Annotated in this window: 12 protein-coding genes; 2 read left to right on the forward strand and 10 right to left on the reverse strand. The window is 71.7% G+C overall.

Translation table 11 applies throughout. The features are described 5' to 3' along the window. Window positions 1–178: 178 nt before the first annotated feature. From ADK52_RS21760 to ADK52_RS21775, 4 genes are all read right to left on the reverse strand, one after another. The gene (locus tag ADK52_RS21760) at window positions 179–1,096 is read right to left on the reverse strand and encodes an ADP-ribosylglycohydrolase family protein (RefSeq protein WP_053691498.1); all 918 of its coding nucleotides are present in this window, start codon (window positions 1,094–1,096) and stop codon (window positions 179–181) included. An 11-nt stretch (window positions 1,097–1,107) separates the two neighbouring features. Then, on the reverse strand, window positions 1,108–1,767 hold the full coding sequence (locus tag ADK52_RS21765) for a histidine phosphatase family protein (protein ID WP_053691499.1): 660 nt from the start codon (window positions 1,765–1,767) through the stop codon (window positions 1,108–1,110). A 72-nt stretch (window positions 1,768–1,839) separates the two neighbouring features. Further along, window positions 1,840–2,445 (reverse strand): YdbC family protein, encoded by a 606-nt coding sequence (locus ADK52_RS21770; protein WP_030859610.1) that lies wholly within the window; start codon window positions 2,443–2,445, stop codon window positions 1,840–1,842. Window positions 2,446–2,477: 32 nt separating this feature from the next. After that, the gene (locus tag ADK52_RS21775) at window positions 2,478–3,329 is read right to left on the reverse strand and encodes an arylamine N-acetyltransferase family protein (RefSeq protein ID WP_053691500.1); all 852 of its coding nucleotides are present in this window, start codon (window positions 3,327–3,329) and stop codon (window positions 2,478–2,480) included. Window positions 3,330–3,385: 56 nt separating this feature from the next. On the opposite strand from ADK52_RS21775, the gene ADK52_RS21780 reads away from it, so the two are divergent. After that, window positions 3,386–4,345 (forward strand): DUF1152 domain-containing protein, encoded by a 960-nt coding sequence (locus ADK52_RS21780; protein ID WP_053691501.1) that lies wholly within the window; start codon window positions 3,386–3,388, stop codon window positions 4,343–4,345. Between the two features lie 85 nt (window positions 4,346–4,430). Here the strand turns inward: ADK52_RS21780 and ADK52_RS21785 are convergent, their stop codons facing one another. After that, window positions 4,431–7,319 carry a vitamin B12-dependent ribonucleotide reductase gene (locus ADK52_RS21785; protein WP_053691502.1) on the reverse strand — a complete coding sequence of 963 codons (2,889 nt, stop codon included), beginning with the start codon at window positions 7,317–7,319 and terminating at the stop codon, window positions 4,431–4,433. A 131-nt stretch (window positions 7,320–7,450) separates the two neighbouring features. Then, on the reverse strand, window positions 7,451–7,963 hold the full coding sequence (nrdR, locus tag ADK52_RS21790; protein WP_053691503.1) for a transcriptional regulator NrdR: 513 nt from the start codon (window positions 7,961–7,963) through the stop codon (window positions 7,451–7,453). A gap of 473 nt (window positions 7,964–8,436) precedes the next feature. Between nrdR and lexA the strand changes: the two genes are divergently transcribed. Beyond that, window positions 8,437–9,228, forward strand: coding sequence for a transcriptional repressor LexA (gene lexA, locus ADK52_RS21795; RefSeq protein ID WP_030154280.1), 792 nt, complete (start codon window positions 8,437–8,439; stop codon window positions 9,226–9,228). 107 nt (window positions 9,229–9,335) lie between these two features. Here lexA and ADK52_RS21800 read toward each other — a convergent pair whose 3' ends face one another. From ADK52_RS21800 to ADK52_RS21815, 4 genes are all read right to left on the reverse strand, one after another. After that, a complete protein-coding gene (locus ADK52_RS21800) occupies window positions 9,336–11,306 on the reverse strand; it encodes an ATP-dependent DNA helicase (RefSeq protein ID WP_053691504.1) in 1,971 nt (656 codons plus the stop codon). A gap of 52 nt (window positions 11,307–11,358) precedes the next feature. Next, complete coding sequence (locus tag ADK52_RS21805) at window positions 11,359–13,239, reverse strand: IucA/IucC family protein (RefSeq protein WP_053691505.1); 1,881 nt, start codon at window positions 13,237–13,239, stop codon at window positions 11,359–11,361. A gap of 105 nt (window positions 13,240–13,344) precedes the next feature. Further along, on the reverse strand, window positions 13,345–14,049 hold the full coding sequence (locus ADK52_RS21810) for a GNAT family N-acetyltransferase (protein ID WP_053691506.1): 705 nt from the start codon (window positions 14,047–14,049) through the stop codon (window positions 13,345–13,347). A 6-nt stretch (window positions 14,050–14,055) separates the two neighbouring features. Further along, on the reverse strand, window positions 14,056–15,978 hold the full coding sequence (locus ADK52_RS21815) for an IucA/IucC family protein (RefSeq protein WP_107090144.1): 1,923 nt from the start codon (window positions 15,976–15,978) through the stop codon (window positions 14,056–14,058). Window positions 15,979–16,051: the final 73 nt, after the last annotated feature.

The raw sequence follows: 16,051 nt of genomic DNA on the forward strand, positions 1-16,051 counted from the left end.
GTTAGGCCCGTGACGTGCGGGTTCAGCCGGGCAGAAAGACCCCTGTGGCAGGACCGTGACAATCGGAACGGCGGGTGTTCGCGCGGCCGCCCGCCCGCCGAGGCTCTAGGTGTGTCCGCACGGTCCTGCCTGGCCCGCGGCGCCCTTCGGGCGCCCGGCACGACTGCGCGGACACCCCCTAGTGCGCCGCCGTCTCCGGCAGCCAGGCCGGCAGGGCCTCCGTACGGGCCAGCCAAGCGGCGGGCAGCACCGCGTCGCCGCGCGCCCCCAGCACCCCGCCGACGATGGCGCAGGTCGTGTCCACGTCCCCGCCCACTTGCGCGGTGGTCCAGAACGCCCGCTCGTAGTCGTCCAGCGACCGCGCCGCCGACCACAGGGCGAACGGCACGGTGTCGTGCGCGCTCGTACGCCGCCCACAGCCCAGCACCGCCGCGACGGTCGTCGCGTCCCCGTAGTCCAGCATGTCGCGCGCCCGACGCAGCCCCGCGCCCACGGCACTGCGCGGCACCAGCGCGACCACCCCGTCCAGCAGGTCCGCGGCCTTCGGCGGACCGGCCGGGTCCGCCGCCAGTGCGGCCGCCGCCGCGACGGCCATCGCCCCGCACACCGCCTCGCGGTGCTGGTGCGTGGTGTAGGCGGAGATCTCCGCCTGGTGCGTGGCCTGCTCCGGGTCGTCGGCGTACCACGCGCCCAGCGGAGCGATCCGCATGGCCGCACCGTTGCCCCACGAGCCCTGCCCGTTGAACAGTTCGGCCGCCAGCGTGCGCCAGTCCTCGCCCTCCCGGACGAGGCGGAGCATCCGGTTCACGGCCGGCCCGTAGCCGCGGTCGAAGTCGTGGTGGTGGGCGAAGGAGCTCGCCAGGGCGTCCTGGTCGATGCGCCCGTGCGCGGCGAGGACGGCGACCACCGAGCAGGCCATCTCGGTGTCGTCGGTCCACTGCCAGGTCCCGGTACCGGCGGGCAGCTCGCGGCGCTTGAGGAGGGGGTAGTTCACGGGGACGAAGTACTGGGAGCCCAGGGCATCACCCAGGGCCAGCCCGCGGAGGCTGGCCATGGCGCGTGCGTAGCGCCTTTCGGAAACGGAGTCAGCGGTCATCCCGCGTCAGTTTAGCCGTCCAGGTCGTAAGGCTCCGGTGTGGTCCACCTCTCAAACGGGCGGTCCATGCGGTAGCGGCCGTCCGGGCCCAGCAGGAGCACCCGGAATTCACCGTTCCCGGGGTTGGACAGAGCCTCGAACTCCGCCACCGACCAGTGGAACCAGCGCATGCAGAAGAGCCGCATGGTCAGCCCGTGCGTCACCAGCAGCACGTTCGGCGGGTGGTCCGGTGCCTCGAAGCTCCGGTAGAGGCTCTCCAGGAAGGACCCGACCCGGTCGTACACGTCCGCGCCGGACTCCCCCTGCGCGAAGCGGTAGAAGAAGTGCCCGTACGCGTCGCGGTACGCCTTCTGGAGCCGTACGTCGTCCCGCTCCTGCCAGTTCCCCCAGTCCTGCTCGCGCAGCCTCGGCTCCTCGCGCATCCGGACCCGCGCCGGGTCCAGCCGCAGCTCCCGGAAGGTCTGGAGGGTGCGGCGGTACGGGGAGACGTAGGCGCTGATGGCCTCGTCCCCGAACAGCTCGCGCAGCCGTACGCCGGCCTCGGCGGCCTGCTCGCGGCCCTGGCGGGTCAGCCGCAGGGCGTGGTCGGGCTCCCGTTCGTACACCGTGTCATCGGCATTGCCCTCCGATTCCCCGTGCCGGACAAGGACGATGCGCCGTGGTCGTGCCATCCCCCGACCCTATGCGGCGGCCGGCGGGCCGCGTATCCGGGCTCGCCGGTCGGCCCGCCGATCGTCGTACGGTCATACCGTCCAGGACGGTTCGAGGTCGACGACGTCCCCGGTGAGGGCTTCCACATCGGCCTCGGTCTGGGCGCGCAGCGAGAGCCGCTCGACCCGCTCCTGCCGGTATTTGCCGTGCTCGGCGGCGGCGTGCCACATCGAGAGCACCAGGAACTCCCGGCCCGGCGCCTCCCCGAACAGGCCCCGGATCATTCCGGGCGAGCCGGCCATCGCCGGGTTCCACACCTTCTCCTGCATGAGGGCGAAGTGGTCCACACGACCCTCCCGCACCCGGGTGTGGGCCACCCGCACGACGTCCGCGTCGGTGAAGCGCGGCTCGAAGCCGGTCTTCACGTCGAAGCGGTGGTCGAAGAGCGTGACCCGCGCGTTCGTGTAAGTCCCGGTCTGGGACGCGGCCAGCCGATCGTGCGAGCGGGCCATGAAGGAGTCGTAGAAGGAACGGCTCTCCCAAAACGCGAAGACATGCGCGACCCCCTGCCGCCCCCGGCTCCAACCGCCGCCCTGTCCCCGGAATCCCGGCTCGCCAGGCAGCCCCGCCCATTTGCGCTGCCCGCGCTCGAACCCGCGTCGGTCCGTCACCGTGCAGCGAATCCACTTGACCAGCACCGCGCCATCGTACGGGCCCGGCGCGGCCCCGGTCAGTCCCTATCGCGGTTGATCCGCACCAGTTCCTCCGCATCCCGCCCGGACAGCCGAAGCCCGAACTCCCGGTCGAGCAGCGCCGGAAGCTCGTCGGGGTCCACGGAACGCCGCTCGGCCCGCCCGTCGGGGTGCAGCCGGGTGAGCTCCCGCCCCACCAGCGCCCGGCGAACAGGGTGGTGGACGCCGTCGCCCGGGTGCTGGACGACGACCCGCGCGACGAAGACGGAGCGCGGGTGGGAGGAGCTGTAGTGGTTGAGCAGGACGTAGTCGACGGGGTGATAGCGCTGCGAGGAGAACGCGTACAGGTCCCGCCAGGCGCCCTCGCGCAGCATGGACAGCGCGAGGATCCCCTCGTCCTCCTCGCGGACGGCGTACGTCCACTCCCCCTGCACCACTTCGGCTCCGGGCCGCGCGAGCGGGACGGGCTCGCGCGGGCCCTGGTGGCCGAACCCGGCGTCGCACAGCCAGCGTTCACCCTCGACGGTGACGACGAGAACGGCGTGCGTCACCGCGAGCAGGGTGTCCCCCCGGGTGCGGTTGCGGGCGCCGCGCCCGCAGACCTCGAAGCCGATCCGCTCCAGGGCGGCGGCCAGCAACGAGTTCTGCTCGTAGCAGTAGCCGCCGCGGCGGCCGTGCACGAGCTTGTCCTCCAGGGCCTTGACGTCCAGCTCGACGGGGCGGCCGAGCAGCACGTCCAGGTTCTCGAAGACGATGGCACCGACGTGGGCCCGGTGCACTGCGTACAACGTCGGGAGATCCGCCCGGAGTTCCCCGTCCTCCCCGACCGGTCCGTCGTATCCGATCCGCGCGAGATAGGCGTCCAGATCCAGCTGCTCACCGCTCCACATGCCGCTCCCCCGTCTCCCCTGCCGCCCCGGTCCGGGCCGCCCGCACAATGATCTCCATGACCGCCCTGCACACCAACCCGCTCTTCGGCCGCCTCGCCGACGCCGAACGCATCCTGATCGCGGGCGCGGGCGGCGGCTTCGACGTCTACGCCGGCCTCCCCGTCGCCCTCTCCCTCCTCCACCAGGGCAAGGAGGTCCACCTGGCGAACCTCTCCTTCAGCCACCTCGCCGGGCTGCCCGTGGAGGACTGGGCCGCCCCCGACCTCGCCGCCATCACCCCGCACACCGCGCCCCACCAGGCCTACTTCCCCGAGCGGACACTGGCCCGGTGGCTGGCGGCCCACGGCTACCCGGCCACCGTCTACGCCTTCCCCCGGACCGGGGTGCAGCCGCTGCGCGCCGCCTACCGCGCGCTGATCGACCTCCACCGCATCGACGCGGTCGTCCTGGTCGACGGCGGGACCGACATCCTGATGCGGGGCGACGAAGCGGGCCTCGGCACCCCCGAGGAGGACCTGACCAGCGTCGCGGCCCTGGCCGCCCTCGACGACGTACCGCAGCGCCTCGTCGTGTCGGTGGGCTTCGGGGTGGACGCGTACCACGGGGTCAGCCACGCCCTGGTGCTGGAGAACATCGCGGCGCTGGAGCGCGAGGGCGCCTACCTCGGCGCCTTCTCCATACCGCGCGCCACCCGCGAGGGCGCGCTCTTCCTCGACGCGGTCGCCCACGCCCAGGAGCACACCCCGGACCGCCCCAGCATCGTCAACGGCTCGATCGCAGCGGCCGTCCGAGGCTCGTTCGGCGACGTGCAGTTCACCACCCGCACCAGCGGCAGCGAGCTCTTCGTGAACCCGCTGATGTCGCTGTGCTTCGCCTTCGACCTGCCGGGCCTGGCCGCGCGCTGCCTCTACCTGGACCGGATCGAGGACACCCACCTGATGCGCCAGGTCCACTCCCGGATCGCGGAGTTCCGCGAGGAGCTCGTCCCCCGCCCGTCCCGCCGCATCCCCCACTGACCCCACCCGTCACACGCCGGAGCGGGGACCGGCACCATGCCGATCCCCGCTCCGTCAGCCCTCCGGCATCAGCCGGTCAGCAGTGTCAGCTGCAGCCGCTCGTGGAGCCGCAGCCCTCGCAGATGTAGCAGGAGCCGGCGCGCTGCATCTTCGTACCGCAGGAGAAGCAGAGCGGGGCGTCGGCGGAGACACCGAGCTGCATCTCGACCAGTTCGGCGTTGGAGTGCGCCGTCTTCGGGGCCTGGAGCTCGACGACCGCGACCGGCTTCGGGGCCGACGGGACGGCGGCCAGCGGGGCCGACTGGGCCAGGGACTCCGTGTCGAGGTCGTCCTCGAGCGGCTCGTACGAGCCGGTGTCCAGGTGGCGCTGACGCTCCTCGGCGGTGTGGATGCCGAGCGCCGAGCGGGTCTCGAAGGGCAGGAAGTCCAGCGCCAGGCGGCGGAAGATGTAGTCGACGATCGACTGCGCCATCCGCACGTCCGGGTCGTCCGTCATGCCGGCCGGCTCGAAGCGCATGTTCGTGAACTTCGAGACGTACGTCTCCAGCGGGACGCCGTACTGCAGACCGACCGAGACGGCGATCGAGAAGGCGTCCATCATGCCCGCGAGGGTCGAACCCTGCTTGGACATCTTCAGGAAGACCTCGCCCAGGCCGTCGTCCGGGTAGGAGTTCGCGGTCATGTAGCCCTCGGCGCCACCCACCGTGAAGGAGGTGGTGATGCCCGGGCGGCCCTTGGGGAGGCGCTTGCGGACCGGACGGTACTCGATGACCTTCTCGACGGCCGCGCGGATGGTGTCCTCCGCCTTGGCGGTGACCTCCTCCTTCTCCTCTTCCTTCTTCTTCGCGGAGAGGGGCTGGCCGACCTTGCAGTTGTCGCGGTAGATCGCGAGCGCCTTGACGCCCATCTTCCACGCCTCGAAGTAGATCTCCTCGATCTCCTCGACGGTCGCCGTCTCCGGCATGTTGACCGTCTTCGAGATCGCGCCGGAGATCCAGGGCTGGATCGCGGCCATCATGCGGACGTGGCCCATCGCGGAGATGGAACGCTCGCCCATGGCGCAGTCGAACACCGAGTAGTGCTCGGTCTTCAGGCCCGGGGCGTCGACGACCACGCCGTGCTCGGCGATGTGGGCGACGATCGCCTCGATCTGCTCCTCCTGGTAGCCCAGGCGGCGCAGGGCCTGCGGGACGGTGCCGTTGACGATCTGCATCGAGCCGCCGCCGACGAGCTTCTTGAACTTGACCAGGGCCAGGTCCGGCTCGACACCGGTGGTGTCGCAGGACATCGCGAGACCGATGGTGCCGGTCGGCGCGAGGACGGAGGCCTGGGAGTTGCGGAAGCCGTTCTTCTCGCCGAGGCGCAGGACGTCCTGCCAGGCCTCGGTGGCCGCGGCCCAGATCGAGTTGTCCAGGTCCTCGGTGCGCGGCGCGACGGCGTTGGCGTCGGCGTGCTGCTTCATGACGCGCTTGTGCGCCTCGGCGTTGCGGGCGTAGCCGTCGTACGGGCCGACGATCGCGGCCAGTTCGGCGGAGCGCTTGTACGCGGTGCCGGTCATCAGCGAGGTGATCGACGCGGCGAGGGTGCGGCCGCCGTCCGAGTCGTACGCGTGGCCGGTCGCCATCAGCAGGGCGCCGAGGTTGGCGTAGCCGATGCCGAGCTGGCGGAAGGCGCGGGTGTTCTCGCCGATCTTCTGCGTCGGGAAGTCCGCGAAGCAGATGGAGATGTCCATGGCGGTGATGACGAGCTCGACGACCTTGGCGAAGCGCTCGGCGTCGAAGGACTGGTCGCCCTTGCCGTCGTCGTTCAGGAACTTCATCAGGTTCAGCGAGGCGAGGTTGCAGGACGTGTTGTCCAGGTGCATGTACTCGCTGCACGGGTTCGACGCGGTGATGCGGCCGGACTCGGGGCATGTGTGCCAGTTGTTGATCACACCGTCGTACTGGATGCCCGGGTCGGCGCACGCCCACGCGGCCTCGGCCAGCTTGCGGAAGAGCGCCTTGGCGTCGACCTTCTCGATGACCTCGCCGGTCATGCGGGCGCGCAGGCCGAACTCGGTGCCGTTCTCGACCGCCGTCATGAACTCGTCGTTCACGCGGACGGAGTTGTTGGCGTTCTGGTACTGGACGGACGTGATGTCGTCGCCGCCCAGGTCCATGTCGAAGCCCGCGTCGCGCAGGGCGCGGATCTTCTCCTCTTCCTTCACCTTGGTGGCGATGAAGTCCTCGACGTCCGGGTGGTCCACGTCCAGGACGACCATCTTGGCCGCGCGGCGGGTGGCGCCGCCCGACTTGATCGTTCCGGCGGACGCGTCGGCGCCGCGCATGAAGGAGACCGGGCCGGAGGCGTTGCCACCGGAGGAGAGGAGCTCCTTGGAGGAGCGGATGCGGGAGAGGTTCAGGCCGGCGCCGGAGCCGCCCTTGAAGATCATGCCCTCTTCCTTGTACCAGTCGAGGATCGACTCCATGGAGTCGTCGACGGCCAGGATGAAGCAGGCGGAGACCTGCTGCGGCTGGGGCGTGCCGACGTTGAACCACACCGGGGAGTTGAAGCTGAAGATCTGGTGCAGGAGGGCGTAGGTCAGCTCGTGCTCGAAGATCTCCGCGTCGGCGGGCGACGAGAAGTAGTCGAAGTCCTCGCCGGCCTTCGTGTACGTCTTCACGATCCGGTCGATCAGCTGCTTGAGACCGGTCTCGCGCTGCGGGGTGCCGACCGCTCCGCGGAAGTACTTGCTGGTGACGATGTTGACCGCGTTGACCGACCAGAAGTCGGGGAACTCGACGCCACGCTGCTCGAAGTTCACCGACCCGTCACGCCAGTTGGTCATGACGACGTCACGGCGCTCCCAGCTCACCTCGTCGTACGGGTGCACGCCGGGGGTGGTGTGGATGCGCTCGATCCGAAGGCCGCTCTTGGCAGTCTTGGTCCCCTTGGTGCGGGAACCTCGTGCCGAGCCGCTCGCCGTCTCTGTCATGCCGCTTCCTCCCATATGCGGGCAAAAACGCCCTAAAGTGCCAGCGTTATTCCGCGGCACGGCCTGTCTTGTATCTACGTTTCTTCGCCTGGCTGTCCCGGGGTGCGGCCGCGCTGCCTGCGGCCGCCCGGTCAGTCGGCGGCGGAGGCGGGCACGGGGACCGCAGCGGCCCCCCTGGGCTCGCACTCTTGGGGGTGAGGCCGCGGCACGCGGAGTTCCGCGATGGCGGTCTCGAAGTCTTCGAGCGTGTCGAACGCCTTGTAAACGGACGCGAACCGCAGGTAAGCGACCAGGTCGAGCTCCTGCAACGGGCCGAGTATGGCCAGACCCACGTCGTGGGTGGTCAGCTCGGCGCTTCCGGTGGCGCGCACCGCCTCCTCGACCCGCTGGCCGAGCTTGGCGAGGGCGTCCTCGGTGACCGGCCGTCCCTGGCACGCCTTGCGCACGCCGGAGATGACCTTGGTACGGCTGAAGGGTTCGGTCACCCCGCTGCGCTTGATCACCATCAGCGAGGCCGTCTCCACCGTCGTGAAACGACGGGAGCAGTCGGGGCACTGACGGCGCCGGCGGATCGACGTGCCGTCGTCCGTGGTGCGGCTGTCGACGACGCGGCTGTCGGGGTGCCTGCAGAAGGGGCAGTGCATGGTTCCCTCACCCTCCCTCTTGGCACGACAGAATCACCTCACGAGGCCCCTGAACGACCGAGACGGGTCTTGGTCGGGGGCTCGTGAAGCAGCCACCAGCATATGCGATGCCGAGGGCCTCGGCGGACCGGGGACCACAACTTCTGGGCGGCAGCGCTCATCCAACCACTAGATCTTGGGTTGTGGTGGATTTACTTCGATCCGCGTGTCGCCGGGCGCGATGCCCGGACGGAGGCATTCCCGGTGCCACACTGGGCACAGGACCGGAAGGTGGCGATCCGACCGGGAAGGGTACCGTAAACAGCGGACGCCGGACCGAACCCGCGTTCGGGCGGACCGATCGTCCATACACCCCTCGATGTGCCCAGGGTGGGCGATCCTCGTTTTTTCACTCGAACGTGTGTTTGGCGCAACCTTTCGAAAGCTACTACCGTTGTCCAGCTAGGGAGAACATTTCGAGAGGGGCCGCCGACGTGACCACCACCGCAGACAGTGCCACCATCACTGCCCAGAACCGCTCCCAGAGCCGACTCGAGCCGGTGCATCCCATGAACGACGCAAGTCTGAACCCGGAGGCTGAGCCCGCGCGCCCCGCGCGCTCGCTGCCAGGCCGACCTCCAGGCATCCGCGCCGACAGCTCGGGGCTCACGGACCGGCAGCGGAGGGTCATCGAGGTCATCCGCGACTCGGTGCAGCGGCGCGGCTACCCGCCGTCGATGCGGGAGATCGGCCAGGCGGTCGGCCTGTCCAGCACCTCGTCGGTCGCCCACCAGCTGATGGCCCTGGAGCGCAAGGGCTTCCTGCGCCGGGACCCGCACCGCCCCCGGGCGTACGAGGTCCGAGGCTCCGACCAGCCCAGCTCGCAGCCGACGGACACGACCGGCAAGCCCGCCGCCTCGTACGTCCCCCTGGTCGGCCGGATCGCGGCCGGCGGCCCGATCCTCGCCGAGGAGTCGGTCGAGGACGTGTTCCCGCTCCCCCGCCAGCTCGTCGGCGACGGTGAGCTCTTCGTCCTCAAGGTCGTCGGCGACTCGATGATCGAGGCCGCCATCTGCGACGGCGACTGGGTCACGGTCCGCCGCCAGCCGGTCGCGGAGAACGGTGACATCGTGGCCGCGATGCTCGACGGCGAGGCCACCGTCAAGCGCTTCAAGCGCGAGGACGGGCACGTCTGGCTGCTCCCGCACAACGCGGCCTACCAGCCGATCCCCGGCGACGAGGCAACCATCCTCGGCAAGGTCGTCGCGGTACTGCGCCGGATCTGACCCTCGTCGCTTCCTAGCCAGCCCCCGGGACCCACTGCGCCGGTCCCGGGGGTTGTTTCGTACCCCGGGCCGGCGGGGAACCGCCCGGACCACCTGCCGTCGGCCTCCTACTTGCCGTCGGCCTTGGCCTTCGCGTCGATGGCGGCGAGGGAGCGGCGGGCCTGGTTGCGGTCCGTGGTGTACCAGAAGTCCGGCAGCGTGGCCCGCAGGAAGCTCCCGTAGCGGGCCGTGGCCAGCCGGGGGTCCAGGACCGCGACGACACCCCGGTCGCCGGAGGCCCGTACGAGCCGGCCCGCGCCCTGGGCCATCAGCAGCGCCGCATGCGTGGCCGCGACGGCCATGAAGCCGTTTCCTCCGTGCTCCTCGACCGACTTCTGCCGGGCGCTCATCAGCGGATCGTCCGGGCGCGGGAACGGGATGCGGTCCATCACCACGAGCTGGCAGCTGGGGCCCGGCACGTCCACGCCCTGCCAGAGCGACAGCGTCCCGAACAGGCAGGTCTTCGGGTCCGCCGCGAACGCCTTGATCAGCTCGCCCAGCGTCTCCTCGCCCTGGAGCAGGATCGGGTTGTCGAGCCGGCCGCGCAGCTCCTCGGCGGCGGCCTTGGCGCCCCGCATGGAGGAGAACAGGCCGAGGGTACGGCCGCCGGCCGCCTCGATCAGCTCGGCGAGCTCGTCCATCATGTCGCCGCGGGTGCCCTCCCGGCCGGGCGTGGCCAGGTGCTTCGCGACGTAGAGGATGCCCTGCTTGGGGTAGTCGAACGGCGAGCCGACGTCCAGGCCCTTCCAGACCGGGGCGTCCTCCCCCTCGACGCCCTCGGCGGACAGGCCCAGCGAGGCCGCGACCCCGTTGAAATCGCCGCCGAGCTTGAGGGTCGCCGAGGTCAGGACCACGGAACGGTCCTCGAACAGCTTCTCGCGCAGCAGCCCGGACACCGACAGCGGGGCGACCCGCAGCGTGGACCCGAACCGGTCGTGCCGCTCGTACCAGACCACGTCGTACTCGGAGCCGAGCAGGATCCGCTCGGCCACCCCGTGGACGCTCTCCACCGCGGCCAGGGCCTGCTTGCGGACGGCGTCCTCGTCCTGGACGGACTTGTCGCGGGTCGCGCCGATCGCCGAGATGACGTTGCGAGCGGCGTCCCGCAGGGCCGCCAGCGCGTACCCGAGGTCCTCGGGGACCTCCTCCAGCCGGCCCGGAAGGGCCAGCTCCATGACCCGCTCGAAGGACTCGGAGGCGGTCTGGAGCGAGTCCGCGGTCTTCTCGTCGACCAGCTTGGCCGCACGCTTCACGGCGCGGTTGACCTGGCCCGGGGTGAGCTCGCCGGTGGCGACTCCGGTGACCCGGGAGACCAGCTCGTGCGCCTCGTCCACGATCAGCACCTCGTGCTGCGGCAGCACCGGGGCGCCCTCGATGGCGTCGATGGCCAGCAGCGCGTGGTTGGTGACGACGACGTCGGCCAGCTTGGCCCGCTCGCGGGCGGCCTCGGCGAAGCACTCGGGACCGTACGCGCACTTCGTCGCGCCCAGGCACTCCCGGGAGGAGACGGAGATCTGCGACCAGGCCTTGTCCGAGACGCCGGGCGTCAGGTCGTCCCGGTCGCCGGTCTCCGTCTCGTCCGCCCAGTCGCGCAGGCGCAGCAGGTCCTGGCCGAGCTTGCTGGTGGGGGCGGCCGCCTCGAACTGGTCGAAGAGGCCCTCCTCCTCGTCCTGCGGGGCGCCCTCGTGCAGCCGGTGCAGGCACAAGTAGTTGGATCGGCCCTTGAGCATGGCGAACTGCGGGCGGCGGCGGAGCTGCGGATGCAGCGCGTCCACCGTCCGGGGCAGGTCGCGCTCGACGAGCTGCCGCTGGAGGGCGAGGGTGGCGGTGGCCACGACGACGCGCTCGCCGTGCGCCAGGGCCGGCACCAGGTAGCCGAGGGACTTGCCGGTGCCGGTGCCGGCCTGGATCAGGCGGTGCGTGTTGTCGTCGATCGCTTCGGCGACGGCTTCGGCCATGGCCACCTGGCCGGGCCGCTCCGTGCCGCCGACGGCGGATACGGCGGCGTGCAGCAGGTCGGGGAGGGAGGGCTTCGTCATAGCAATGACAACCCTACGGGGCGCCGCCGACAGTGACCGCCACGACGATGGTTCACGGCCGGTACAAGGGGTTGGGCACGGTGCCGTACTCCACCGCGTGCGGGCGGTCGGGACGGTCACGGTAGCCGTCCTCGTACAGCCGGTTCCGGTTCAGGCAGAGCCGCCCGATCCGCTCACCCAGCAGGTCGAAGAGCTCGAAACGCTCCTTCAGCTCGGGGAAGCGGGCCTGGTGGCGCAGGATCTCCGCCCGTACGAGGGACCAGAACTCCTCCTCGGGGACGCCGAGGCGGTCCTCGCACAGGGCGGAGAGGTAGCGGAAGACCCCGACGAAGAGACCGGAGTGGATGTACTGGGGCAGGAAGTCCGCGGGCTTGTCGCGCAGTGCGGCACGCACCCCGGCGGGCACGGAGGCGAGCTCGGGCAGCGGCTCCCGGCAGATGTTGATCTCGTCCACGAAGTCCTTCAGGGCGATCCGGACGGGGACCTCGTGCTCGTCGAAGATCACGGTGGCGTTCTCGCCGTGCGGGGAGAAGACGGTGCCGTAGCGGTAGAGGAAGTGGAGCAGCGGGGGCAGCAGGGCGGCGAAGAGCCGCTGGAGCCAGCGCGCCGGGATGAGCCCGGACCGAGCGACGAGCTCGGCGGTGAAGGACCGGCCGCGCGGGTCGACGTGGAGGAGGGAGGCGAGCGTGCGGGCCCGCTCACCAGGGGCGAGCCGGCTGGTCAGGGGCTCGCGCCAGATCGCCCCGAGGAGCTCCTTGTACTGGTACGGGGCCTCGGGGAGCTCGTCGTAGACGGGGTGGCGGACGGTGACCGAGGCGACCTCGCCGAGGAGGACCACGCGGCATTCCTCGCGGAGGAAGGGGTCGGCGTCGTGGAGGGAGCGGATCCAGGCGGTGACGGCGGGGGCGGCAGCGCAGTGGTCGGAGGGCAGGCCGCGCCAGACGAGGGTGTTGAAGACGGAGAGCGGCAGTTTGACGCTGTGCCGGTCGGGGCGGGTGAGGTTGAGGAAGGTGCGGACGGACTGCTGCGGGATACGTATGTCGGGGTCGGCGGGGAGCGGGACCAGGGCGCCCGAGGCCAGGGCGGGGGCGAAGAGGGGGAGCACGATCTCGTCCCACTGCCAGGGGTGGACCGGGAGGTAGAGGTAGCCGAGCGGGTCGAGGCCGCGGGCGCGCAGGATCCGGTCGAAGGCGGCGCGGGTGACGGGGTCGAGCTCTTGGGCGTAGAGGCGGGCCGGGTCTTCCAGTCCGGCCGTGCCGCGGTAGGCCGCGAGGGAGGTGTGGGCGGCGAGCCAGGGCAGCCGCTGGCGGGTGCGGGCCTCGGGCGCCCAGGCGGCGGTGTCGGCGGCGGACAGTCCTATGCGGCCCTTGTTGAGGACGAGCCAGGGGTGGCCGGTCTGGTGGCCTTCGAGCTCGGCGTGGTCGAGATCGGCGAGGACGTCGGCGGTGAGCGCGGTGTGGTCGATGCGGGCGTCTGCGGCCAGGGTGGCGCTGAGCTCGCGGACGAGGTGGCCGAGGGTGGAGCCGTCGAGGCCGAGGAGGGTGCGGGCGCGGATCAGGAAGGCGTACGGGTCCCCGAAGGCGGTCGGGGGCTCGGTGGAGGGCGGCGGCGGGGTGAGCGTGATGGTGTCGGGGGCGACGTGCCAGCTGCCGTACGCGCGGCGGCGGGCCCGGAAGCCGAGGCTGCTGCCGTCGTCGAGGGCCAGCTGCCAGGCGTCGCCGGCGGTGGTCGCCGGGGCGGGGGCCCGGAGGGGGCTGATGATCTCCTCGTAGGCGAACTCGGCCAGCATCTTGGCGAGCAGCCGGCGGGCGGCGGACTCCCAGGTCGCGGTGGTGAGTTCGGGGGGCGTGCAGGGGTGTTGGGGGGACGGCGGAACGGAATCTTCCGAGAAGTGGGGGCCGGTGGAGTCGGGGGCGGCGGGAAAATTCGGCACGGGACTCCTCGGGGATCGGGAACTTTGCTGCGTGACGCAGAGTTTTCGAAGGGTGAGGCGTGAAGAAGGGTGAGGCGTGAACGGGGAGGGTGAGGGTCGGATGGATCAGATGAGATTGCGCAGGGCGCGCTCCCGGATCATCAGCGCGGCCCGCTTCCCCGGGAGGTCGATCTCCGCGGAACAGCGGAATCCGGAGTTGAGGAAGGCTGATACGGAGGGGGTGTTGCGGATGTCCGGTTCGGCGATGACGCGGGTGCAGCGGGGGCGGTTGTCGAGCACCAGGTCGGCGGCGGCGCGCAGGAGGACGGTGCCCAGACCGCGACCGCGGTTCGTGCCGTCCCCGATGAGCAGGTGGATACCCGTGTCGTGGGGGCGCGCCGGGTAGTGGCGGGCGAGCGGGTCGAGGTCGGCCCGGTAGATCTCCCAGTAGCTCATCGGAGTGCCGTCGAGGAGGCCGAGGCAGGGGATGCTGTGGCCGTTCCCGTCGAGCTGGGACCGTACGTGGGCGGCGGTGACGGCGGCGGGGCCGGCGAGCTCCCAGTACGCGGCCACCTCGGGGTCGTTCATCCAGCCGGTCAGCAGCTCCAGGTCGCGGCCCAGGCGTACGGGTTCGAGGCGGAAGGCACCGACCGGGGTGGCGGCGGCGCGCCAGCCGGCCGGTGAGTCGAGCAGTTCGGCCTCGGCGAGCAGGGGCAGCAGCCGGGCGGTGAGCCGCCGTCCGGGGATGCGGGCCGTGGCGGAGGAGTCGATGGCAAGGGTGGCGGTCGCGGTGACGGTGGATGCGTAGGGGGACGTGTCGGTGGAGGGCATCGGCGCTCAATCGTGGAGGGGGTTGGTGAGGGTGACGTAGACGGACTGGGAGTCCACGGGGCCGACGAGCTCGTCGAGGCCGCCCAGGCGGGTGAGCAGGTTCGCCTTGCACCGCAGGGTGGGTGAGTCGAGCAGCCGTGCGGGGAGCGGTCCGAGTCCGGAGGCCTTGCCGAGGAACCGGCGGAAGGCGGCGAGCAGGACGCGTTCGTCGGCGAGTTGCTGGGATCCGAAGGCGCCGATGAGGCCGAGCACGTTGTTGATGCCGAGGTAGTAGGTGAAGCGTTCGTCGGTGACGGCGTCGGAGACGAAGGTGTCGCTGGCGCTGCCGATACCGGGGAGCCGGCGCTCCAGTTCCGCGCGGTGGGAGGCGCGGAAGTAGTAGCCCTGGTTGTCGCGGTAGCGGCCGCCGACCGGCCAGCCGGCCGGGTCGAGGAGGACCAGCGTGTTCTGCTGGTGCGCTTCGAGGGCGATCCCGGCGAGCGCGTCGAAGGCCAGGATCGGCCGGACGACGTGGTCGAGGTAGCGCAGGAACCACTCGGCGGCGACGGCGGCCGTCGGGCGCCCGGTGGCGGCGGCGAGCCGGGCGACGGTCTCGGCGAGCCGGGAGCGCATGGTGGTCCGGCCCGGCCACGGGCGGGGCGAGGTGAGTGCGGCGACGCAGACGGCGTCGTCGTGGGAGCGGAAGGGGTTGTGCCGGAGCACGGCGTCGAGTCCGGGGACGGGGGTGCCGTCCGGGGCGTCGACGGCGATCCAGGCGGGGTCGCGCACGATGTCGAAGCCGGGGTGGGCCGCCTGCCACTGTTCCGCGAGGCCGGTGCGGAGCAGCCGGTGCACCTCGACCCCGCGGTGGAGTTCCTTGCGGAGGTTCTCGCGGCGGGAGTTGGTGATGCGCAGGCCCAGGGAGAGCTTGAGCATCGCGGGGGCGCCGGGGCGGTGGACGGTGCGGACGGAGGAGGTGGGGTGCCAGGGCTCGCCGAACGGGCCCAGGTCGTGCAGGAGCCCCGCGTCACGGAGGGCGGCGACGGCGGGGCGCTGGAGCAGGTCCCGGGCCTGCCAGGGGTGCAGGGGAAGGGGGGTCGTGCCGTCGGGCAGCGGGAGCCCGGGGGTGAGCCGGCCGAGGAGCCGGGCGGCGGAGACGGGGCGGCCGCGTTCGGTCCAGGCGGAGTCGGTGGCGAGGACGGAGGGGGCGACGGCGAGCCAGTGCAGGGGGAAGGAGCCGTGGAGTTCGGGTGAGTAGCGGCGGATCTCGGCCGCGGAGAGTCCTTCGCGGCTCTTCGGGTCCGGCTGAAGGGGGTGGCCGAGGAGGAGGGACTGTTCGGCGGTGAGGAAGAGGTCACCGGCGACGGGTTCGGGCGGGGTGGGCCGTTCGCGCCGGTCGGCGATGAACTCGGCAGTGCGGCGTACCGAGTCGGCGACCCGGCCGACGAGGTCGGCGCCGCCGCGGCCGCGGGAGTCGCCCTCGCGGGCGAGCAGCGAGGCGAGGGTGACGGCGTCCAGGGCGGGGGCGTGGGCGGGCGCGCCTTCGAACCGGGCGGGGCCGAAGCGGTGCCAGCCGGTGGCCGACCAGTACCGGACGCCGACGGTCAGGGCGGTCCCGGATGCGGGGAGGGGGATGCGCAGCACGCTCCCGACGACCCCGCCGGAGCGCCCGATCCCGCTTTCCCGAACCCAGCACCGCAGCAGGTTCTCCACGGCGGCGCCCTCGGCGGCGACGCCCGGGTCGGGATGGTCCAGTACCTCGGCCGACGAACCGGCCCCGGCTCCGGTGGCGGTGGCGGTGTCGGCTCCGGTGGCGGTGCCGGCCCGGGCTCGCGGCACGGCGTCCAGCCGCCGCAGCGCGCCCCCGCCGACGCCGCCCCGGGCATCGGGGCCGCCGGTTCTGCCGGGAGCGGCGGACCCGGTGGCGGGCCATGGGGTGGCTGCGGCGATCTCCGGAGCCGGGGCGGAGGCGGGGGCGGGGGCGGGGGCGGCTGTCGAGGCGAGGGCAGTGGTCGGGTTGGGG

The sequence above is a fragment of the Streptomyces sp. WM6372 genome (assembly GCF_001279655.1).
Classification (GTDB): Bacteria; Actinomycetota; Actinomycetes; order Streptomycetales; family Streptomycetaceae; genus Streptomyces.